The 23,575-nt window shown below is 37.9% G+C and carries 16 protein-coding genes; 10 read left to right on the forward strand and 6 right to left on the reverse strand.

Annotation, left to right across the window (positions count from 1 at the left end; genetic code table 11):
- Positions 1-88 precede the first annotated feature (88 nt).
- Positions 89-1,966 (reverse strand): DUF4914 family protein, encoded by a 1,878-nt coding sequence (locus QBE53_02920; GenBank protein ID WZL83259.1) that lies wholly within the window; start codon positions 1,964-1,966, stop codon positions 89-91.
- 302 nt (positions 1,967-2,268) lie between these two features.
- Here QBE53_02920 and QBE53_02925 point away from each other — a divergent pair, with 302 nt between their 5' ends.
- The 6 genes from QBE53_02925 to QBE53_02950 all read left to right on the forward strand — a co-directional run bounded on the left by QBE53_02925 (position 2,269) and on the right by QBE53_02950 (position 10,791).
- On the forward strand, positions 2,269-2,838 hold the full coding sequence (locus tag QBE53_02925) for a TetR/AcrR family transcriptional regulator (GenBank protein ID WZL82074.1): 570 nt from the start codon (positions 2,269-2,271) through the stop codon (positions 2,836-2,838).
- A 24-nt stretch (positions 2,839-2,862) separates the two neighbouring features.
- The gene (locus QBE53_02930; GenBank protein ID WZL82075.1) at positions 2,863-4,104 is read left to right on the forward strand and encodes an HlyD family efflux transporter periplasmic adaptor subunit; all 1,242 of its coding nucleotides are present in this window, start codon (positions 2,863-2,865) and stop codon (positions 4,102-4,104) included.
- Complete coding sequence (locus QBE53_02935; GenBank protein ID WZL82076.1) at positions 4,097-7,099, forward strand: efflux RND transporter permease subunit; 3,003 nt, start codon at positions 4,097-4,099, stop codon at positions 7,097-7,099. Before QBE53_02930 ends, QBE53_02935 begins: the two co-directional genes overlap by 8 nt.
- Positions 7,100-7,160: 61 nt before the next feature.
- The gene (locus QBE53_02940; GenBank protein ID WZL82077.1) at positions 7,161-8,069 is read left to right on the forward strand and encodes a patatin family protein; all 909 of its coding nucleotides are present in this window, start codon (positions 7,161-7,163) and stop codon (positions 8,067-8,069) included.
- The gene (locus QBE53_02945) at positions 8,059-9,006 is read left to right on the forward strand and encodes an aromatic acid exporter family protein (protein ID WZL82078.1); all 948 of its coding nucleotides are present in this window, start codon (positions 8,059-8,061) and stop codon (positions 9,004-9,006) included. Before QBE53_02940 ends, QBE53_02945 begins: the two co-directional genes overlap by 11 nt.
- Before the next feature lie 93 nt (positions 9,007-9,099).
- Entirely contained in the window at positions 9,100-10,791 is a 1,692-nt protein-coding gene (locus QBE53_02950; protein WZL82079.1) for a DEAD/DEAH box helicase, read from the forward strand.
- Positions 10,792-10,896: 105 nt separating this feature from the next.
- Here the strand turns inward: QBE53_02950 and QBE53_02955 are convergent, their stop codons facing one another.
- Entirely contained in the window at positions 10,897-11,316 is a 420-nt protein-coding gene (locus tag QBE53_02955) for a DUF1934 domain-containing protein (protein ID WZL82080.1), read from the reverse strand.
- A gap of 175 nt (positions 11,317-11,491) precedes the next feature.
- On the opposite strand from QBE53_02955, the gene QBE53_02960 reads away from it, so the two are divergent.
- The 4 genes from QBE53_02960 (at position 11,492) to QBE53_02975 (ending at position 19,099) form a co-directional block, all read left to right on the forward strand.
- Positions 11,492-14,461: an S-layer homology domain-containing protein gene (locus QBE53_02960; GenBank protein WZL82081.1), complete on the forward strand. Its 2,970-nt coding sequence runs from the start codon at positions 11,492-11,494 to the stop codon at positions 14,459-14,461.
- Positions 14,462-14,497: 36 nt separating this feature from the next.
- Entirely contained in the window at positions 14,498-16,006 is a 1,509-nt protein-coding gene (locus QBE53_02965) for an S-layer homology domain-containing protein (GenBank protein ID WZL82082.1), read from the forward strand.
- A 27-nt stretch (positions 16,007-16,033) separates the two neighbouring features.
- On the forward strand, positions 16,034-17,407 hold the full coding sequence (locus QBE53_02970) for a S41 family peptidase (GenBank protein ID WZL82083.1): 1,374 nt from the start codon (positions 16,034-16,036) through the stop codon (positions 17,405-17,407).
- Positions 17,408-17,500: 93 nt separating this feature from the next.
- Positions 17,501-19,099 carry a CTP synthase gene (locus QBE53_02975; protein WZL82084.1) on the forward strand — a complete coding sequence of 533 codons (1,599 nt, stop codon included), beginning with the start codon at positions 17,501-17,503 and terminating at the stop codon, positions 19,097-19,099.
- A gap of 85 nt (positions 19,100-19,184) precedes the next feature.
- Here QBE53_02975 and QBE53_02980 read toward each other — a convergent pair whose 3' ends face one another.
- The 4 genes from QBE53_02980 to QBE53_02995 form a co-directional block, all read right to left on the reverse strand.
- Positions 19,185-19,655, reverse strand: coding sequence for a hypothetical protein (locus QBE53_02980; GenBank protein ID WZL82085.1), 471 nt, complete (start codon positions 19,653-19,655; stop codon positions 19,185-19,187).
- Between the two features lie 68 nt (positions 19,656-19,723).
- Positions 19,724-20,467, reverse strand: coding sequence for a lysophospholipid acyltransferase family protein (locus QBE53_02985; protein ID WZL82086.1), 744 nt, complete (start codon positions 20,465-20,467; stop codon positions 19,724-19,726).
- 64 nt (positions 20,468-20,531) lie between these two features.
- Positions 20,532-22,070 carry a 4-alpha-glucanotransferase gene (gene malQ / locus QBE53_02990; GenBank protein ID WZL82087.1) on the reverse strand — a complete coding sequence of 513 codons (1,539 nt, stop codon included), beginning with the start codon at positions 22,068-22,070 and terminating at the stop codon, positions 20,532-20,534.
- Positions 22,071-22,096: 26 nt separating this feature from the next.
- Positions 22,097-23,539 carry a nicotinate phosphoribosyltransferase gene (locus QBE53_02995; protein WZL82088.1) on the reverse strand — a complete coding sequence of 481 codons (1,443 nt, stop codon included), beginning with the start codon at positions 23,537-23,539 and terminating at the stop codon, positions 22,097-22,099.
- Between the last annotated feature and the right edge of the window lie 36 nt (positions 23,540-23,575).

Here is a 23,575-nt window from a genome sequence, read left to right on the forward strand (position 1 = left end):
CGTGATTTTTGAAGAATGTCAAGTAAAAAAGGGATGTTGCTCTAACCTGGGTTAGTGCAACATCCCTTTGTATATAAGTTTATTATTATTAATCGTTCATTGGAATAAGATCTTCAAAATCTTTTACAGAAGCATCATTTAAGTAAGCTTCAATAATTTGGCGACCAAGTGGATTTAACTCGTCGACAAGATATTTTTTAAGCTCTTGCTTGAAGAAGTCAACCAAGATTTTAGCACCTTGATCATAAGCTTCATTTCCAATAGATAATTGAAGATTAGTTTGTAACAAGCCTTTTGGAATATCAAATCCGTCAATTTTTAGGCTTTTAACAGCATAACCTAATGTTGAACAACGTGATTCAACAAGTTGGTCTTCTCTAAAACTTGCATTTCCTTTACGTGCAAAATATTCGCGGTCAATCCATTCAGCTTTAAAACCAACTTCATAAGAACCGATGTGTTGGTTTGGAATGAGGACAAATTTGGTTTCAGGTGTGTTGACGATTTGGTCAAGTAATAAGTTGGCTTGTGTTACCATTTTACCGGTAGCAAATGGCCAGTAGGAGCCTACACCTTCGCCGCTCATTCCTTCTGTATCAACAATACTTGGGTTTGCATGGCCTCTTGGTGATACAAGCCGCCAAATCCAAGCAAGTGCTGGTGGAAGAACGTGAACCATTCCGACGATACCGTAAGTTGGGTTGTCTTTCGTACATAATGGCATACGAACACCAAAGGAGCGAATATCAACTTCAACAGGTTTTTTGATAACGTCTTTTACAAAGTTTCGAGGCATAATTGCACGAGGGTTTGGACAAGGTTTACCCGGAGCATCTTGAATATGTTCCCAAATTAAAATTGTTGATTTAGGTGTAGCATCCATATTTAAGAAAATTAATGGCTCTGGTGGATGTATAGTTAACTTTTCGTGTTCTGGTGAAGAACCATATTGCTTAATGTGGTCAAAACGTAAAAACCAACCAGCTTCAGCATCAGAAACAACAAGTTTTTTACCTGTTTGATAAGAAGGATGACATAAAGCCATATCATCAGTGACAGGATGAAGGCTACATGTATAACTTAATTCCATACGTGTGACTTCGTCAGTGACAGTATCTCGGCATAATGCAATCGTTCCGTTAGGTTCACGGTGCAGCTCTTCAATCATTTCAGACTTTCCACCGCCACTAGCACCTTCATGCATGATAACAACTTCGTTATCATAAGGAGTTGTTATATGTGCAGTTGCAGCATGGGCAGTAACCCAACCTTCTTTTTCGCCAATGCTTAACAATATACCGTAAACTCCTTTTTTTGCACTAGGACCTGGATATAAGTTAAATGAAAATACTTCATGAATATTATCTAAACGATTATGCACGACAGCTTGTTTGCCGTCAAAATGTGTATGTCTAAATGTAGGAGCAAGATAGATAACGGCTCTTGGCTTGTAACCTTCTCTAATCTCGTTTAAGGGGATAAAACCTTGTAAGTCAGCGAGTCCACCTACGAAGAAAGATGCATTTCGAGGTGCGATAAGTATGGACTCATAACCTCCGTGATCTTTATCTCCTGAGATAAATGGTAATAAAACAAGCTCTTGCTTTCTCAACCATTCAAATGTTTCTTTTCGAACAGTACCAAAATCTCGGTTATACTTTTCTTTAAATGTTTTCTTATCTGTAGGTAAGTCATCTCCAATAGATGTACATTCAGGATCTCGACGTCGCATATAAGGTTCGTTGTAATTTACAGAGACGCCGTTTTTGCATTTTGTTACGGTAACTTCTTCAACAACGCCAATGCCTTCAATATCATAGTTAACCTTAAAAACATCTTGACCTTGACCTGTAGCTAAATCCAATATTTGCTTACGACTTTCTGGGATTACTACGGAAGGTGCAGTGTCTAAAATATCTCTGATTTCGTCGTTGACATCAAATAAACCATTCCAAAGTTCTTTCATCATTTTCCTCCTAGGTAAAATTGCTGTGTCATCGTTGTAAAGTGAATACGAAATTTTCCCCATTTTCATACAATTAAGGTACAACATTTTATATGCATTGTCAAGTAATTAACAATTAATATAAGTGGATAAAAATCTGTTCATTTGGTAGCTCAAGCCAAATGAATAATCTCTTATAAAATAGCATATAGTTCAAAAAAACGCAAGATATTTAGCGAAAACTTAGAAAGATTGATGAAGATTCTATTGACAAACTTATACTAAATATACTATATTAGTATAAAAGGAGGAGAAATATTGCTATGAAATATAATGATGAATATGTATATGAATTGATACTTGATAATACAAAACGGTTGTTAAACGAGCGTGGAGTGAAGGGGTGGAGTATGGACGAACTGGCTAAAGACTCGTCAGTTGCCAAAAATACCCTCTATAAAATCGTGGGTTCCAAACGAGAAGCTGTTTCGGCGGTGGTTTTTCGTGATATTGAGAAGGTGCGCTTAAAACTAGAATATTTGATGGCAAAAAAAGCAGGGACGATTACTTTAGATGATTTCATTGAGGGATTCTTAATGACATTTTCCCATCTTCATATTCACTATTTAACCGATGTGACATTAGAGTTTCCAGCTAGTGGATTAAAAATCGAGAAAGCAGTGGAAGAGATACGTAAGCTCCTTATACAATTATTTGAAACCATAAAAACCGAACGAAAATTAAGAGAAGACTTAGACATTAACCTATTATTTGACTGCATACGTGGAATCAGTACGGAATTTATACGCCTGGGCTACACCGATGATATTTTTGTTCAAAAAAGTCGGATAATTTATGAATATCTATTACATGGTATTTTGTGCAAACCTTAATGGAATAAGGAGGTGCTCATCATAATGAGAAAAGTTGTAAAGATAAGCATTGGGATTTTTTTGCTTATAGGTCTTATAGTGTTGATTGTAGCTGTTCGATGGGAAACACCTATTGAGGAACAAGATCAAAAACAACAAGCGAGCATGCCTGTTGACATCATGGAAGTCAGAACAACAATTGAAAATAAAACCCTGCGTTATATTGGGGTCGTTTCACCAAAGCAAATTCAATCCTTAAGCTTTAAAAATCCCGGTAAGCTTCAACAAATATTTGTCGAAGAAGGGGATGATGTTGAAGAAAAAACAGTGTTAGCGACTATGGATACTCGTGATGTATCCTATGAACTTGAGTTGGCAAAAAAGGCGATGGAGGCGGCGCATGCCCAGTATCAGTTGGGAAAAAAGGGTGCGAGTAGCCAAGAAATCGAACAAGCAAGATTAAATGTAGAAAAAGCGAGCCAAGTTCAGGCATTTGCAGAAGCAACTTTTCAAGAATATAAAAGTTTATATGAAGAAGGTGTCATTTCAGCAAAAGAATATGATCAAATAGAGTTAGAGGCGGAGATTGCACAAAAAGATTTTGAAATGGCAACACAAATATATGAGACGGCGACAAACGGAGCGGACAAAGAATTAATTGAGATATATTATCGTCAGTATGAGCAAGCGAAGACACAATATGAATATGTAGAAACGATCATAAATGATGCAACGCTGGTATCGACGATTCGTGGAACCGTTGTTGAGATACCTTTTGAAGAAAATACCCGTATTGCATCAGGGACTCCTGTGATTCATATACGTCAAGAAGGGTCCAATGTTGTTATTGGTGTGACAGATAGCGACTTTGGGAAAATAGAGGTTAATCAAGAAGTGTATGTTCATGGAAACAATCGAATGATGGAAGGGAAAGTTTTGCGTAAAAAAAATATTCCTGACCCATCGACCCATCTATATACTGTGGAAATCTATCTCGAAGAAAAAGATACGCTTATCGGAGAAATCGTTGAATGTGAGATTACGATTGGTACAGAAGAAGCAATTAAGATACCGATGCAAGCCATTGTCGTTCAAGATGAAAGTTATGTTTATGTGTATGAATCGGGACAGGCACGTAGGAGAACCGTTCAGGTAGAAGGGTTTAAGGATAATTATGTGGTGATTAAAGGGTTGTCTGAAGGAGAAAAGTTGATTGTTCAAAATGTAAAACATATGAGCGATGGAAAAAATGTTGCGCTTGTTCGAGAGGGGGAAGATTATGATTAAATCTATTATTCATAATCGTAAGATACTCCTTTTATTTGTAGCGCTGATAATGCTTGTGGGAATCTATAGTTACTATTATCTTCCGAAACAAGAGTCGCCGGATATTTCTCCACCTGTGGCAATGATTACAGTGATTTATCCCGGAGCATCTCAAGAAAATGTAGATAACTTAGTAACAACAAAAATAGAAAATGAATTAAAGACACTCAAAGGATATGACTTTAGCGTATCGTATTCCAATAATAGTGTGTCAACAGTTGTGCTTCAAGTCCAATACGATGTGGATATCGATAAGACGTGGCAGGACTTAAGAACAAAAATGCAACAGCTGCAAGGAGAGTTACCAAAAGAATGTCACGATATACGCATTGAAACTAATTTGGCAGAAACTGCGGGAATCATCCTTGCATTGTCCGGCGATGGGTATTCTTATGAAATGCTCTCAAATTATGGGCAAACGATTATGGATGCATTAACTGAAATAGAAGGTGTAACTCGCGTTGAAGTAAGTGGTGAACTTGAAAAAGAAGTACATGTAAGCGTCGATCAAGCAAAGATAAATCGCTTAGATTTATCATTTAATGAGCTGCTAACTTTATTAGCGAGTCAAAACCTGGAGATACCTTCTGGCGTCATTGAAAGTAGTCAGGGAAAAGTGGCATTAAATATTACCGGCTCTTTTACATCGCTAGAAGAAATTGAAAATATGATTATCGGAATGGGAGAACAAGCGGGTACAGCGCTTCGACTTAAAGATATCGCAACGGTGTCCTTTGTGGATGGCGATGCAGGGTTACATTATAAAGATAATGGCAACAAAGCAATTCTTCTTAGTGGTTACTTTGAGACGGATAAAAATGTTCTTTTGATTGGCAAGCAAGTACGTCAAACGATTAAACAGCTTGAGAAAGAACTACCAAAAGATTTAGTCATTAATGAAGTGCTATTCCAGCCGGAAGATGTCCAGGAATCCATTCGGGGATTTATGATGAATTTATTGCAAGGTATGGGACTGGTTATATTGGTGGTTTTCATTGGAATGGGGCTTCGTAACGCAATTATTGTATCTACGGCTATACCTTTGGCTATTTTAATGACGTTTATTGCTATGCCAATGGTCGATGTTCCCATTCATCAAGTATCAATCATAGCGCTCATTGTTGCGTTGGGAATGCTTGTTGACAATGCGATTGTGGTAAGTGATTCCATACAAAATAAAATAGATGAAGGGATGGATCAACTTGAAGCTTGTTCCACAGGAGCAAAGGAAGTGTTGGTTCCAATATTTTCTTCAACATTAACAACCATTGCCACGCTATCACCATTATTGTTTTTAAATTCCATTGTAGGCGATTACATTATAGGTCTTCCTCTTGTAGTTATTCTTGCACTGGTTGCATCGTTTTTAATTGCCATCTTCGTAACCCCGGTTTTAGCCTATATCTTTTTTAAGCCCAGTTCAAACCATAATCATCATGCGACGTCAAGGTATGGGTATAGACTTTTGGATAAAATGGTACACCATAAAATCTTTAGTGTGCTCACAGTCCTTGGAGTTATTGCGCTTTTAGGAAGCACATTTTTATGGTTGGAAGTTATTTTTTTCCCAAAGGCAGATGAAAATATTCTCTACGTTGATATTGTAGCAGATGATGTCATTGACCTCGAGACAACGCAAAAAGTTTCTGATCAAGTGGAAGCGATTTTGGAAAATGAAGCAGGCGTCGTCAGTTATACAACCGCTATTGGAGGTGGAATGCCCAAGTTTTTTACGGCGTTGAATGTGTATAATCAATTGCCCCAAAACGCTCAAATACTCGTGCGAGTTGATTTGGATAAGACCAAATACAAGAAGAACACCCCGTATGCACAATACTTGCAAAACCAGATGAATCGTCAGGTTTTAGGGGGTAAGGTAACCATAAAAGAGCTGGAAAATGCTTTTCCGAGTGAAGCGCCAATTGCCATAAGGTTTTCGGGAGAGGACTTTGATGAGATTAACGCCCAAGTAAGTCAAGTAAAACAGTTTCTGGAATCGATTGAAGGCAGTAAAAATGTACGAACAGACTATGATGGAAAAAAACTCGAATACGTCATTGACTTAAATCCAAGCGAACTTTCTTATCTGGGATTGACGAAGTATGATGTGCTTAATGAAGTGAGTATTGCCTTAAGAGGAAGGGAAGCCTCCACCTATCGAGCGCAGGCAAAAGAATATAGTATTCAGTTGGAAGGAAAAGAAAAAACACTGGATAGTATTGAAAATTTAAGGATTAAATCAAGTGTTAGTGGACATAAGTTTTTGCTCAAAGATATTGGTGAGATTGGATTGACAGAACAACAGCCAACGATAAAAAAATACAAAGGGAAGTATTCGGTTACGCTTTATAGTGATATATATCTAGGTTATCAACGTAGTAAAATACTAGAACAATTTAAACAAGAATTAGATACTATGGATATGTATCCAATAACCTATACGTTTGATGGAGAAGCAGAACGCATTGCAGAAAATTTTGGAAGCGCCGGTATATCTGCAATTTTTGCAGTGTTTCTTATTTATATTATTCTGCTAATCCAATTTAAAGATTTAAGGCAACCTTTGATTGTATTAATTAGCGTACCGCTTTCTTCAGCAGGAGCCTTATTTGGATTGTTTGTGATGAATCAACCGATTTCATTTACAGGATTGATTGGAATTATAAGCTTAATTGGTATTGTGGTGAATAATGCGATTGTTCTTATTGATTATATTAATATGAAAAGAAAAGAAGGCAAATCTATTGAAGAGTCAGCAAAGGAAGCGGCGGGGATCCGACTGCGTCCGATTTTGATTTCAACGGTGACAACTATATCCGGCTTGATGCCTCTGTTGCTGTCAAATAGTGAGTTGTTTAAACCTATGGCGGTAGCTCTTGTTTTTGGACTTTTGGTTGCTACATTATTGACCCTTGTTTTTATCCCATTAATGTATATAATAATTATTAGGGATTAAAAAGTTAATTCGGTTATTTTTTCATCCCTAAAAGAAAAAAGTTGAAATACGGAGAATGAAAATGAAATCTAATCAGCAAGAAGTTAATGAAACAAAATGGGCGCTAGTTGTAGAAGGTGGAGCTATGCGAGGTATCTTTTCTACAGGAGTACTTGATGCGTTTATTGAGCAACAGTATAATCCTTTTGAGTGGTGTATAGGCGTATCAGCAGGAGCAACCAACATTGCAGCGTATTTAGCGCAAATGCATGGAAGAAACAAGCAGGTCTATATCGATTATTCGACAAAATCGGAGTTCATAAATCTAAAAAGATTTTTTAGTGGACATCATTTAATGGATTTAGATTGGTTGTGGAACAAAACCATTGATGAATTGCGTTTGGATATTGAATGTATTATGAATGCGCCTAGTAAATTTTATGTGGGTGTTACTAATGTAGAGACAGGGCGCATTGAGTTTATAAAACCTACGGAAGATACATTGGAAGAGACTATCAAAGCATCCTCAGCTGTTCCGGTTATGTATAAGCATCCGGTTAATGTTGACGGAACGGATTATGTTGATGGTGGCGTGGCGGACCCGATACCTGTGGAGAAGGCTGTGCAATTAGGTGCAACCCATATTGTTGTTTTGCGGTCAAAAAAATATGATTATCGCATGGATGATTCCAACAAATTGTTTACTAAATTTATGCTAAGAAAACTTCCAAAGATAAAGGAAGCGGTTTCTGCGCGTAGCAAAGTATATAATCAACAGCTGGAATTTATTCGCTCGCAACATGAAGGAATTCGCATGATTGAAGTATGCCCACCAGAAGAATTCCAGACAAAGCGACTAACAAGAGACCTGACGATACTAGAACAAGACTATGCGTTGGGATATGAATATGGTGAAAAACTGATTCAGTTTTTAAAAGAAGAGCCTAAACGATGTAAAAGTCAAGAAATGGAGAGTTATTGTGTTATATAGGTCGATAAAAATTACTCTAGGCGTCATGCTCGCCATTGTATTGGCAGAGCTTTTAGGGCTTGCTTATGCAACAACGGCAGGTGTTATTACGATGCTTAGTATTTTTGAGACACGCAAACAAACCTATATTATTGGATTAAAACGCCTCTTGTTTGCTTCCATCGCCATTATATTTGCATATATAATATTTTGGTTTGGAAGTCATACATTATTTATGTTGGGCGTTTTTTTATTGGTCTTTACGTTGATCCTGACACGTTTGGATAGCCTTGAGGCATGGGCGATTAGTACAGTGTTAGTCAGTCATATATATACTCTTGAAGAACTAAGTGTTCGCATTGTTGCCAATGAACTAGGGTTGGTGTTGATTGGGGTAGCGGTTGCATGGGTATTGAATCTGCATATGCCCAACCAGATAGACAAAATCAAAAAATACCAATTGGATGTTGAACAGGAGATGAAGCGTGTGCTTAATATTATGCGATTGAAACTCATCAACCAGTGCTCTATAGCGGATAAAGAACGAGGACTGGATTATTTAAGTCAATGTATCGAAGAGGGGCAAACATTAGCGATTGCATATAACAATAATTCCCTGTTTAAGGATAATAGCTATTACATCTATTATTTTCAGATGCGTAAGCAACAATTATTGCTCTTAAGGCATATGGATAAGTACTTAGAGCGGATGTTTATAGCTGTTTCTCAGGCAGAGCCGTTGAGTGAATTTACCGGGCAAATCGGAGTGGAATTTAATGAAAAAAATACGGGGAAAGCCTTGAAGAAAAGAGGAGAGCAACTGTTGGAATATTACAGAGACTCTGCACTTCCTACCAGTCGTGAAGAATTTGAAAATCGAGCGATTCTATTTCGCTATTTAAGTGACTTGATCGAATTTGTTGAAATCAAAATCCGATTCTCAGAAAAGTTTAAATAAGCCTATTGTAGTTACATGGTCAGTGTGGTATAATAATATGATTGCTGTCTAAAAGTAACAGTATTAATTTGATTTAAGAATAGGAAGTAAAGAATGAACTTTGAAAAATTAGTAACAAGCGGTAACATCTTAAAAGCAATAGCGGATATGGGATTTGAAAAAGCGACAGAAATCCAACAAAAAGGTATTGCACTCATCGGTGAAGGTCATGATGTTATTGGCCAATCACAGACAGGAACAGGGAAAACAGCAGCGTTTGCTATCCCAGTATTAGAAAAAATCGATCCGGACGTAAGAAAGCCACAGGTGCTTATACTATGTCCTACGCGTGAATTGTCGGTGCAGGTTGCAGGCGAATTCAGGAAACTTGCAAAGTATATGTCAGGTACCAAAACAGTGGCTGTTTATGGCGGTGAACCCATATATAAACAGATTAGTGCATTAAAAAAAGGAGCTCATGTTATTGTTGGAACTCCTGGTCGATTAATTGATCATATTAATCGTAAAACAATTAAGTTCGACGCATTACACACAGTAATTATGGATGAAGCAGATGAAATGCTTAAGATGGGCTTTCGAGAAGATATTGAGTTGATTTTAAGTAGTGTTCAAACAGAACCACAAAAAATCATGTTCTCAGCAACAATGCCAAGAGCGATTCAAGAAATAGCTGAAAAGTACCTAGATCATCCTAAGAGTATCAAAATCAAGTCAAAAGGCTTAACAACAAGCACAGTGATTCAACAGTATTGTGCAGTAAAAAGCAAGTACAAAACAGAAGCTCTGTTTAGACTTTTGGATGCGAAAGCGCCAGAACGTTGCATTGTTTTTTGCAATACAAAACGTATGGTGGATCAGATTACTGATGAACTTCATGCCAAAGACTACTGGGCAGATAAAATCCACGGAGATCTAAAACAAGAGTTGCGATTGACTGTTTTACAAAAATTCAACTCCGGTGTGATTAATGTTCTTGTGGCAACGGACGTTGCAGCACGAGGCTTGGATATTCAAAATGTTGATTTGGTTATTAATTATGATATTCCGGAAAAAGCGGATTATTATGTACATCGAATCGGACGAAGTGGACGTGCAGGAAAACCAGGTGAATCAATCACATTGGCTTCATTTAAAGACCGCTTCCAATTACATGCAGTTGAACAGTACATCAAGAAAAAAATCGAAAAAATTAATGTTCCTTCCGTTAAGGAAGTTAATGACACAAAAATGGAAAAATTCATTGATAACTTGATGGAAAGTATGGATCAAGATGTTCTTGACCATTATGAGCCTATTGTTCAAAAAATTGTTGCAAAAGGCTATAGCATGGATACGTTGGCTGCATCACTGTTAAAAGATGCACTGACATTACATGACATGGTTGAAGAAAGCGACTTAAATGACTATAACTTCAACAAGCAAGGGCGCGGGAATGACCGAGGCGGACGCCGAGACTCTAGAGACGATCGTGGAGCAAGAGGCGATAGAGGTGATCGAGGTCCTCGTGGAGAACGACAAGCAGGTAAGCGTCGCAGTACAAAAAATAGCGGACAAACACGGATGTTTATCAGCGTAGGAAAAGCGCATAAAGCAACGGTTTCGGATTTGCTGGGAGCTATTACAGGCGAATGCCAAGTTAACGGTCGTAGCATTGGCGCCATTGATATGTACGATAAGTTTTCTTTTGTTGATGTTGAAGATCGCTACGTTAACCAAGTGCTTAAACAATTAAAGGACAAACGCATTAAAGGGCGTATTGTCAATGTTGAAGTGGCAAAAAGCTAAAAAAATACAAAAATAAAATTTATGGCATATAATTGACATAAGACAAATAAAAACAGTTCGACGCAATAGGGATATCCTTCCAGCTTCGAACTGTTTTTTATGTGTTTATAATTTTTTTGCACAGATATAAAATGAAGAAGGACCCATATCATGTTGGTTTACTTCAAGAGAATAAGTCACCATAAGTTCGATAGAATTAAGGTTTTGTGTGATTTGGATATCCTTTGTGGAAGAAACCATATCGAGTATCCCAAAGGGCGTTTCATAAGGGATGATGTGGGTAATGCCTTTTTCAAAAACAAGATGTGTGTTTGTTGCACCGGTGCGTATTATAGAGACGGTATTCTCATCAATAGTTACACGGGTTTTTGTCTCTGAAGATTCAATTAACTGAGTATCATTGTATAAAATATAATCTTTATTGTTTTTGGTGTACCACTTTCCGGTTGTCTGCATTTCAATTAATTCATCTTCAGGTGAGTTATCTTGAGTGCCTCGAACGGTTATACGCACATTGTCTTTCATAAAATCCTCCAATAACTATTTTAAATAACGCATCGTAGTCGCTTTGTTCTTTAATTATACACATTTTATTTGAAAACTCAACGGGTATAACTTAATAAAGTGGCAGTATATGTCGAAATAATATGATATAATGTTTTAGTGTTAATATATAAAGAATAATACGTTGGAGGATTCTATGAAGGTAAAAATAGTTATATGGAGTTTGATTGTCATGCTTTTGGCATCAAATGTAACAGTATATGGAGTTATAGAAAGCGATCAGGCTATTTTGTCGGCGGAGATTGATAAAGTTTATCATGGACGTCAAGAGGCTGGTGCCATATTAAATAATAACCAATTTTCAGATGTGGCGACAAGTTTTTGGGGAACCGAAGCGATTTCTCAGATGGCAGCTTTAGAAATTGTACAAGGTTATCGTAATAATGGTGTTTTTCAATTTCGGCCGAATCGAAATGTGACGAATGAAGAAGCAATAGCTATTATTTTAAGAAGTGTTGGGTTAGAAGAAAGAGCAAAAACAGCAGCGCAAAATATCGGACAGCAGGATGAAAGTCTGGGAGAAATATGGTCCAAGGGATATATGACAGTTGCAAATCAATTAGGGCTTATAAATAACAGAGAACTGGCAGATAGTTTGGTTGCTGAGCAAGAAATTCTTGATCCGGAGTTCAATTTTATACGCGGTGCATATGTTACACGTGAACAGATGGCAGCCTGGCTGGCACAAGCGATTAATAGCCAAAACCCAAATGTTTTAAATCCACAGTATGAGAATCAAGAAATACTGCGCTTTAATGATTGGCAATCAATTGATTTAGAGTTTGCACCTTATGTTGAAGCCGTCTTAAAGGCTGATTTGATGCAAGGGACAGGTAATAATTTTAATCCTAAAGGATTATTAACACGTGCAGAACTTGTTCAAACCATTCGCAACATGGGGCAACTGCTATACAATACAATGAATTTAACAGTAAAGACGGGATATATTGGACATATTAGTCAAGAATACTTATTGGGAAGCGATAATAATCAACAGGCTAAGACGGCATGGGTTCGTGACAATAATGGTCGGGTTAATCAGATTACTATGGCTTTGAACCGGGATGCATTTGGAAAAACACTGTCAGAAGAAGTTATCGTGCATAAAAATGGACGGTCGGTTGGATTTGATGCATTACGTGAAGCAGATAGTTTGGTCTATCTTGTAGATGAGACAACAAATAAAGTTATCTATATACATGTTCAAGGGACAAGCCAAATCACTGAAGTTCGTGGAACACTGGAAGCGATTAATGATAATGGTGAAGGGCGACTTCGGATAAAAGTTGGAAATCAAGAAGCAAGCTATAATGTTTCAAGTGGTTTGTATCGCGCTAATCGAGAACAAATCCGTATTGGAGAGATTTTTATTCCGATTACTGAAGCACCGATTACCCAGGAAGTCTCCCTTAAGATTTTAAATCAGCTGGTCGTGTCCATTGATTTGGTGCAAAATATGAACAATCAAACCGAACTTAGCGGAATGGTGGCAGAACATAATCAGGAATTTAATTACCTACGTATAATAGATTGGGATGGACAAGAAGTTATCAAGCGTTATCGAGAAAATAATATTATTGTTGAGCGACAAGCGTATTATAATGATGAAGATGAAATCGGCTATATTGATGAACTGTTTCCATCATATGCATTTGACCCGGACGATGCAACGATTAATGCGATTGAAGCTGGAGATATTATCCATGTACGCGTTGATCCCAAAGAAACGGACTTTATCGTTTTGGCAAGGGCAAAAACAAATTATACAGTCAAGTTTGGCGAGATTGTTATGGTTGGAGAGCGCGGAGACGCAGGTAGAACATTAACCATCCGAACGGATGATGGAATGGTGGCAACATACGATATTCATTCGCTTGTTCCTGTTATCAAGAACAATACGAACATGAATATCTACGGTTTAGAAGCTGGAGATCAAATTCGAATGTTAGTTAATCAAGCAGTGGTTGGGCTAGGAAATATTGTTGAGACAGTTAAAGAAGTTCGTGTGGATCCATATGGGAATATCATAGAAAATCTATATAAAGGCCAATTAGGAACGATAAATACAAATCAAGAAACCATCACCATGTTAAATGGATATGAGCTTCAACAGACCGGGTGGCGAGGTTATAGTTCAGCGCTGACACTTGATGCTTCTAACAAAGATATTGAATATTACTACAATGGAGAGCGTATTAGCTTAGGTTATGCTGAGCATTATCTCAAACAATCAAATATGGATATGTATGTGGTGACGGAAAACTACTATTCAAATGAAAAAATAAAGAAAATCACCTTCCGAAATGGACGAGATAGCGTACTCGCATTTGATAATGTTATTGCATCAAATGGATTGAATTCTATCCAATTGCAAAATCATATGGGAAGAATTACCCTTGATGAAGGAACCATTGTTGTGAAAAATGGGAAGCATATTTCTGCGAATGGTATCATGGTGCCAGATTATGCACAAGTTGTACTTAACGGACAGCAACAAGCAGCCGTTGTTATTGTCAAGCCGGATTCAAATAATAGCGGAATATCCATAATGCGTGGACGTATTGCGAAAATTAATGAATATGAAGACTTTACGGTTCAATCGCATGCAAACTTACGTGAAAGCGAATGGATATATTCTCCGATTGAACGTTCCTATACGATGGACTATAGAACACTGATCAAAGAAGATGGCAAGTTTATCGACTTTGACGAATTCAAAAGCTATTCAGAGATTAACAAAGTTGATGAAGTCTATACGATCATTGCAGAAGGAACGAAGGCAACTCATGTTGTAAAAATGCCATATGCAAAAGAAAGTGTTCTGGGAGAAATATATGCAATGGATAACGAAAAAATATCTTTAAAAGATATTTCGGTATATGATGTCAAAGATGAGCGATGGTCGATGTTAAGTCATACGAATAATTATGGATACATCGAATTATATCCAGATACACTTATTATAAAAAACAGTGAAGTCATTGATGTGGAGCAACTACGTATAGGCGATCGACTAAGAGTTATGACTGACGTAGACATGAAAGATGCACTAACTGAGGATAATCTTCGTACAGCACCAGGATATATCTTAATGGTAGAAGATTAAGTAGATGACTAGACAAAATAGAACGCGGAGGAAAGCATGAATAAAAAAATGAAATGGAGACGGTGGCTTGTTGTACTTGGTCTTTTTATAGGTCTATTGAACAGCCCGGTTTATGCAGCAGAAGGAGAAATGGGTTTTTTCGGGGGAGTCTCTGAAGGAAGTTATTTGCCTAAACTTATCGAAAAATATGTTCCGATGGATGCAGATGAAACCAACACATATGTATATAAAGAAGTGGTCTTTATTACAGGAGAACCGATTGAAGTGACGGGAACCATTGAGGTGACTATTGAACATATTGATTTGGTAAAAGATCCGAGTGGAACTATTGAAGAAGCTTATGTCATTGAGGCTTCAAATGCAGCGGAAGGTGTAACCCTAAGTCGTGAAGTTGAATTAGAAACTAGATATCGTCTTAATGAAGGTACATTTAAGCGACAATTAAATAAAAGTTCTGAGCTAGTGGCTTGGGAAGAGACAATTGAATCCGAAGCAGGAACATATACCCTTGATGAAGACACAGCAATTTTTTCAAAGACGACTATTGAAGATATAACACCGGGAATTACCTATTATAATACATCCATTTCATATGCTATTGAATATTTGGACCAGGAAGATCGTAGAATTGAATACGTAGTGGACAGTGATGTCTATGGATATAAGCAACCATGGTCAAAGGTAGAGACTCAATATATGAATGTGGCTATTAATTCTCAAGAAGAAGATCTTGACCTTCATATGGATATTACAGTTAATCCAAGGCTCGAGGCCAAAAAGACGATGTACTATAATGATAATACTCCATATCCTATTAGTTTTGGCGGAACCTACAATCAACGTATGGAACGCCAAGGGACATTGAGTTATCAGATTAATTCATATCATCCTGAACTTAGAGCATCTAAGCGTCAAGGAAGATTTATATTGACTACAGCCAATCAAATCGAAAAACTTCCAATTCCGGAAGGACTAGATTTTATTGAAGGGCATTGGGCAGAAGAAGATGTGAAAAAAATGTACAGTATGGAAATTTTCACATCGACACCTCAAGAGGGTATGCAATTTCAAGCGATGACACGAGGAGAATTTGTAAAGGCTTTATGCCTTGCTATGGATATTGATATCAGCAAGTATCAAAAGATTCAAAAAGAAAGTCAACAGATTTTTGGTGATGTACCTCCAAGCCATCGCCTGTATCCTTATATTATGGGAGCCTTTGATGCAAAGCTTATCAATGGAACTGGAGAAAATTTTGACATCAGTAAGCCGATTACACGTGAAGAAGCCTTCGTAATCTATATACGTGTCATCGGACTCGAGCGGTTGGGTGTAACCAATGCCCCGCGTACGCCATTTGTTGATGATGATCAGATTTCACCATGGGCTAAAAAAGAAATAATGGCAGGATATCATTTAGGAATCATACAAGGGAACGAAGCGGGAAAAGTAGCGCCTAAGCAATGGATTGCAAAGACCGAAGCGGCAGCTATTATTAATCGTTTAATTGATTATTTACGGGAAGATATTGGAAAAGACTATTAATTGAGTGAGACAATAAAGGAGATATCTATGAAAAAATTAATAAGTGTGTTAACGGTAGCGATGATGCTTACCATGTTTGGGCATCCTATTGAAGCGAAGACAGACGAGGAGTATTTGATAGAGATTCAAGAAACGGTGAACCTTATTAACGAGCTGTATGTAGGGGATGAAGTGACAAAAGATGAACTCTATGAAAGCGCAATTAAAGGGATAGAGTCGATGCTTGATGCCTATTCGGGAATCTATACACAAGAAGAAGCGATGGAGTTGGTATCTACGCTTAATAGCGACTATGTAGGAATAGGCGTTGGTGTTCAGATGATCGATGGTGAGGTTTATATTACACAAGTATTTGATGGCGGAGATGCCAAAGACAAAGGTGTGATGATTAATGACCAATTAATTCGCGTTAATGGTGAAGAAGTAAAGGGACAAGACCTTGATAGTGTAGTGTCAAAAATACAAGGACCAGAAGATACGACGGTTGATATTGAGCTGTTACGTGGTGAACAAACAATTGCATTGACTGTGGAACGTCGCCATATTATGATTTCTTCTGTTGAACCCCTAGATTTAAAAGAAATAGACAGCTCGATTGATTCGGCAATACAAAGTCAAGTTGCTGCCTATACGATTGATACATTTTCAGAAGGAACAGATGAGCAATTATTTGATATTATTAAAGTCAAGAAAGAAGCCGGAGTAAAATACCTTCTTTTAGATATGCGTGATAATACCGGAGGGTATTTAGAGACGGCAGTCAATATGGGTAAAGTGCTGCTTCCTGAAGGAATCATTACATCTTTGGTGAATAAAGAAGGTGAATCTTTTGTTTATCGCAGTTATATAGAAGAACCTCCATTTAAAATTGTGCTCTTGGTTAACGGCAATAGTGCTTCGGCAACGGAGATTTTTGCGGCTGCGGTCAAAGAATCCGGCGTAGGTGTAGTTATCGGAGAACAAACCTTTGGAAAAGGTGTGGCACAGACCTTTTATCAGACAAATAGCGGACAAATAGTGAAGCTGACGACAGAAGAATTTTTATCTAGAGATGGTAACACAATTCATGGTATAGGGGTTAAACCGGACATTGTTGTGGATATGCCTGAATATATTTTTGCACAAGATCGACTATATATAGGTGATAATAGCCCGCAAGTCAAAGTGGTTGAAGAACTGTTATCCTACTTAGGTTACTTGAATGAGGCGCCTGATGAAACCTTTGAACGAGCGACATTTGAGGCGGTCAAAAAATTCCAAGCAGATGCAGGATTATATTCATATGGTGTTTGTGATTATACGACTCAGATTGCACTAAATACAGTTTATATACAATCCAAGCAGACAAGAGACCCGCAAATGCAGCGTGCAATTGATTGGATAGTAGAAGATGCAAAGTAGTTCTTGACAATACTACGCAAAACACATAAAATATAACAGTTGTAAAAAAATTGGAAGAAACTTAGTCATTGTATGTGTGTGAAGAGGTGAAATATGCAAACGAAATACATTTTTGTCACAGGTGGTGTTGTCTCCGGTCTTGGAAAAGGAATTACAGCAGCTTCATTAGGGCGCCTATTAAAGGCGAGAGGATATAAAGTAACGATCCAAAAGTTTGATCCTTATATTAATATTGATCCTGGAACTATGAGTCCATATCAACACGGTGAAGTGTTTGTAACAGAAGATGGAGCAGAGACAGATCTTGACCTAGGTCATTATGAACGATTTATTGATGAAAACCTGACCCAGTATAGCAACATTACAACAGGAAAGATTTATTGGTCCGTATTGAATAAAGAACGTAAAGGTGAATATTTAGGAGCCACAGTTCAGGTTATTCCCCATATCACGAATACAATAAAAGAGCGTGTGTATCGTGTTGGAAAAGCAAATCAGTCGGATGTTGTGTTTACAGAAATTGGGGGAACGGTTGGAGATATTGAAAGTCTTCCGTTTTTAGAGGCGATTCGCCAAGTTGCTTCAGAAGTTGGACGAGAAAATGTTCTCTATATTCATGTGACATTGGTTCCGTATTTACGTGTTTCAAAAGAAATGAAAACGAAACCGACACAGCATTCAGTTAAAGAGTTGCGTTCAATTGGTATTCAACCGGATATCTTGGTGTGTCGAACAGAAGAAGAACTTACCACAGAGATGGCTGAAAAAATGGCATTGTTTTGCAATGTAGATAAAGATTGTGTAATTCAAAATTTAGATGCACCAACATTATATGAAGTTCCGTTGATGCTTGAAGCCGAAGGATTGGCTGATATCACCTGCAGAAAGCTGAACTTAGAAAACCGTACTCCGGACTTAACTGAATGGACAGCAATGGTTGAGCGGGAAAAGGGAATTGGTCAGAAAAACACACGTATTGCACTTGTCGGAAAATATGTTGAACTTCATGATGCATATATCTCTATCGTAGAGTCATTAAAGCATGCAGGGATACATCATGAGGCAAATGTTGAGATTCAATGGGTGAACTCAGAACATCTTACGGATGAAAACATTGCTCAAGAATTAGGCGGTGTTGATGGAATATTAGTCCCAGGCGGATTTGGTGATCGAGGTATCGAAGGAAAAATCAAAGCCGTAGAATATGCACGCATTAATAAAAAGCCGTTTTTTGGGATTTGTCTTGGGATGCAATGCGTTGTAATCGAATATGCACGCAATGTATTAGGCCTTGAAGGCGCCCACAGTTCAGAATTAAATCCTGATACGCGATATCCGGTAATTGATTTAATGCCGGAACAAAAGGATATTGACGAACTAGGTGGCACTATGCGATTAGGTGCATATCCATGTAAAGTGAGTGAAGGATCAAAGGCGTATGAAGCTTACGGTGAGGTTTTGATTTATGAACGTCACCGCCACCGTTATGAGTACAATAATGTATATCGTGAACAGTTAACACAGGCAGGATTGAAAATCAGCGGGGTATCTCCGGATGAACGTTTGGTTGAAATGGTCGAAATTGAAGATCATCCTTGGTTTGTAGGCGTTCAATTCCATCCTGAGTTTAAGTCTAGACCGAATCGTTCGCATCCGTTATTTAGAGACTTTATTGGAGCGACATTGGCATAAATTAAATAGACGAAGAGAACAATAGATATAAAAAAGTCCCGAATCATTTTTGATTCGGGACTTTACGTTATCTGTTAGGATATACCTATGCTTTTTTCTTAAGGCTATTTGCTTTTGCTTTGACTTTATCCATAAAGCTTTGTTTTACAGGTTGTGCATTTGCAGATTTTTTAACCTTTGGCAATGATTTGATGCCAACGATATACATACCGGCAAGTTCAACTTTAATCATTTTCTTTACGGGAAGCTCTTTATAAACACGTTCATCACACATAAGTGTTGTAATCTTTGGACCGATTTTAGCTTTCACTAAAGGCATTTTTCTCCATTTAAGATAAACAGGGATTTGATCTTGGACCATCTTAGGTAAGTTTGAATCTTTGAGTTTTTGCTTCTTTTTATCAATAACCAGAATAGAAACAGTTTGTTTGGATGCGTCAATGAGTCCTTGCTGTGAATCTGCTTTTTTTTGTAGTCGAGTTCCTACAACGTAGAGAATTCCGAAAACAATAGCAAGCACTGCTATTACAATTAATAAAATTTGCCACCATGTCATGGTTGCTACCTCCTGTTGTTAATAATTTAATTTATTCTATCATTATTTGGTTTAGGTGTCAAAACTATTTATAGCTTCGACGAAACCATATTGGTTAAGGATTCAACATACATTTTTTCAATGATTTTGCTAACATAAAGTGCACTCTTAAGTTGATCTTCCTTAGACAGGGTGGATAAGTCAATAGGATCTCCCACAGAAAAATATACTGTAGCCGGCTTAAGGTTTAAACCGTTATTCTCAAAGACATCGACAGTGCCTCGAATAGCAATAGGTATAACCACCGTATCGCTTTTAGAAGCAAGCTTTAGACTACCTTGTTTGAAAGGGAGAAAATCTTCGGTTTTACTTCGTGTTCCCTCTGGAAAAATAGCAAAAGATTCTCCGTTTTTAATACGTTCAATTGCCGTTAAAATAGTTTTTAAACCTTCTCTTGGACTGGTTCTATCCAAAAACAAACCATCCATAGCTGCCATCCACCATCCGACAAATGGCCATCTCATAATGCTTTTTTTCCCGATGAAGTTGATCGGGCGGTTGGAAAAACGCATAATGGCAGGAATATCAAGCATACTTTTATGATTGCTCACAAAGACAGCATTTGAATCCTTAGGAATGTTCTCTAGGCCGGTGGTGATGAATTTTGCACCTGCGACGGTGAAGATGAGCCAACCGGTGATTCGATTATAATGATAGGCGATGGTTCGTCGCATAGGCATGTTAAAGGTCCCGATAATATATGTTGCCAATAGTAAAGGCAATCCAAGTAGATAGTATGTTGGGATTACAATAAAAAATAGTATTTTTCGCATAAGTCACCTTCTTTAATGTTTGTGGTATCACACCAGTTTTACTATTATAGCAAGGCTCGAACAATTAATCAAGTTCAGATTCTGCTAAGATGGCGTTATGCTGTCCACGTCCGCTAAGCGCTGATAATTGGCTTAATCGATGGATGACAAAGTCAGAGAGCATATCTTGGGTATAGCGCCATTGCCAATTGCCGGCAGGTATACCCGGACGGTTCATACGCGCGTGGCTACCTAAGCATAAGATGTCTTGCAGTGGAACAACAGCTTGATTGGAAGGGGATAAAAAGCATGTACGAATAAAATCCCAGCAAATATCATTGGCATCAGTATTCATAAAGCGTCGAACTTTATCCTGAGATGCTTCAGATGCTTGTTGATACCATCCGAGGGTCGTATCATTATCATGTGTTCCGGTATAAGCAATAGAATTAAAGGTATAGTTAAAAGGAAGAAATTCATTGTTGCCAAGGTCTTCAAAAGCAAACTGCAAAATTTTCATACCTGGAAAATTAAAAGCGTCTCGAAGCTCGCGAACGGCAGGTGTAATAAGCCCTAAGTCTTCAGCAATAATTGGCAAGTCTTTGCCAAGTGCTTTTTCCATGGCATAAAACAGATCTTTTCCGGGACCGTCTTGCCACTCCCCATGAATAGCATTTGGGGAACCGTAGGGAACAGCCCAATAAGATTCAAAGCCTCTAAAATGGTCGATGCGCAAATAATCAACAAACTTCAAATTATATTCAATACGCTTAATCCACCAAGCATAATGTTCCTTTTTATGCATTTTCCAGTGATATAGAGGATTTCCCCAAAGTTGTCCTGTAGCACTAAAGTAATCTGGAGGCACACCTGCAACGATGGTTGGAAAGCCCTTCTCATCTAGATAAAACAACTCTTTGTTTGCCCAAACATCAGCACTATCAAAAGCAACAAAGATTGGGATGTCACCGATGATAGAGACGTTTTTTTGTTCGGCATAGTTTTTGAGTTCAAACCACTGACGAAAGAAAATGAATTGTAAAAAACGATAATAGTTATATGTATATTCTAATTCGCTTTTCCATTTTTTGATTGCCTTCTTATCCGGAAATGCAATTTCTGGATCCCAACTTGTCCACACTTGTCCATCATGTGCATCTTTAACGGCCATAAATAGTGCATAAGAAGAAAGCCAGTCCTTTTCCCTGTGGATAAACCCTTTATATGCATAAAAAAGTTCGGTATTTTCATTTGCGATAAACTGATCATAAGCTTTTTTAAATAGATTGTGTTTATAGTCAATGACCGCACCAAAGTCGATAGCGTGAGGGTCCCAATCTCTATAGTCAATATCAGAAGGAGCTAACAGACCTTCTTCCATAAGTTTTTCTATGCTAATGAGCAAAGGTTGACCTGCATAAGAGGAAAAAGCTTGATAGGGAGAATCCCCATAACCTGTTGGGCCTAAGGGGAGAATTTGCCATAATTCTTGTCCGCTAGCGTATAAAAAGTCGATAAATCGGTAAGCTGATGTACCTAGGTCGCCGATACCAAAAGGTCCGGGAAATGAGGTGGGGTGAAGTAAAACACCACTTTGACGTGGGTTTTTTAAAGTTTCCATCATATGAATACCTCCTAATCAGGTGCGGGTTAATTGCTTTCCATCATCATTTTTTGTTTTAATGCATACAGTTTTTCTGAAAGGTCTACATAGACAGGCTGTGGATTTACAAGTCGTCTGGATTCATCCCATAGTGTACTTAATTCTTGATTGCAATACATTTTTATTTCCATTGTTTTTGGAGAATGGTATACTTGCTTTCCATTAATATAGATAGGTTGAAGTATTTCCCGTAATGTGTAAGTGCCTCCAGTCAAAAGCGTTTTTTTCCAAGGAGCATCTGGACTAAAAAGTAACAGATTGTCGGCTTCATCATAGGTTTCGTCAACTAAAGTAATAAGATCGGCGATAATTTTTCCGGACTCTTTATTATAGACGCGTAGAATTTTTTTGTTGCCCGGATTGGTTACTTTTACCGGATTATTGGAAAGCTTAATCTTAGGTTCGTATTGACCATCTTGGTTAATTGCTGCAAGCTTATAGACGCCGCCAAAAGCAGGGCAGTCGCTGGAGGTAATTAAGTTGGTTCCAACACCCCATAAGTCAATACGTGCACCTTGAAGACGAAGGTCACGAATTAAAAATTCATCCAAATCCGATGAAGCACTAATAATGGCTTCAGGGAATCCGGCATCATCCAACATCTTTCGAGCCTTTTTTGATAAATAGGAAAGGTCACCGCTATCAAGACGAATGCCTATTTTAGGGGACAATCCTTTGGCATATAACTCCTTGAAAATGGTAATGGCATTTGGAACACCGGAGCGCAATGTATCATAGGTGTCAACAAGTAACAGACATGAATCAGGGAACAGATTGGCATAGGCACGAAAAGCTTCTAATTCAGTATCAAAGCTCATAACCCAACTATGGGCATGGGTTCCCTTAACAGGAACGTCAAACATTTTTCCGGCAAGAACATTAGAGGTTGCATCACAGCCACCAATCATAGCAGCACGAGCGCCGTAGATACCTGCATCAGGACCTTGGGCACGACGTAAGCCAAACTCAAGTACGGCTTGGTCTTCAGCGGCCCATTTAACGCGAGCGGCCTTGGTTGCAATGAGACTTTGGTGGTTAATAATATTTAGTAAAGCCGTTTCAATAAGTTGTGCCTGACAAATAGGAGCAACGACCTTTAAGATAGGTTCTTGGGGAAAGACAACGGTCCCTTCAGCAACGGCATAGATATCTCCGGTAAATTCAAAATTTTTCAAATATTCTAAAAAGTCTTGAGAAAAAACATGCTGTGCTTCTAAGTATGCAATGTCTTCATCAGTAAAATCTAAATTATTGATGTAATCAATGACCTGTTCTAGACCGGCTGCAATTGAAAAACTGTTGCCGCTTGGATTGGAGCGATAAAACAAATCAAACACAACGACTTTGTCGCGATCTTTATGATTAAAATATCCTTGCATCATGGTCAGTTCGTAAAAATCTGTGAGTAAAGTTAAGTTTAAGTTAGGCATGAGAATGCAATCCCTTCTTTCGTGTATAATCTTCCT

It is taken from the genome of Vallitaleaceae bacterium 9-2 (genome assembly GCA_038396585.1).
GTDB lineage: Bacteria > Bacillota > Clostridia > Lachnospirales > Vallitaleaceae > UBA1351.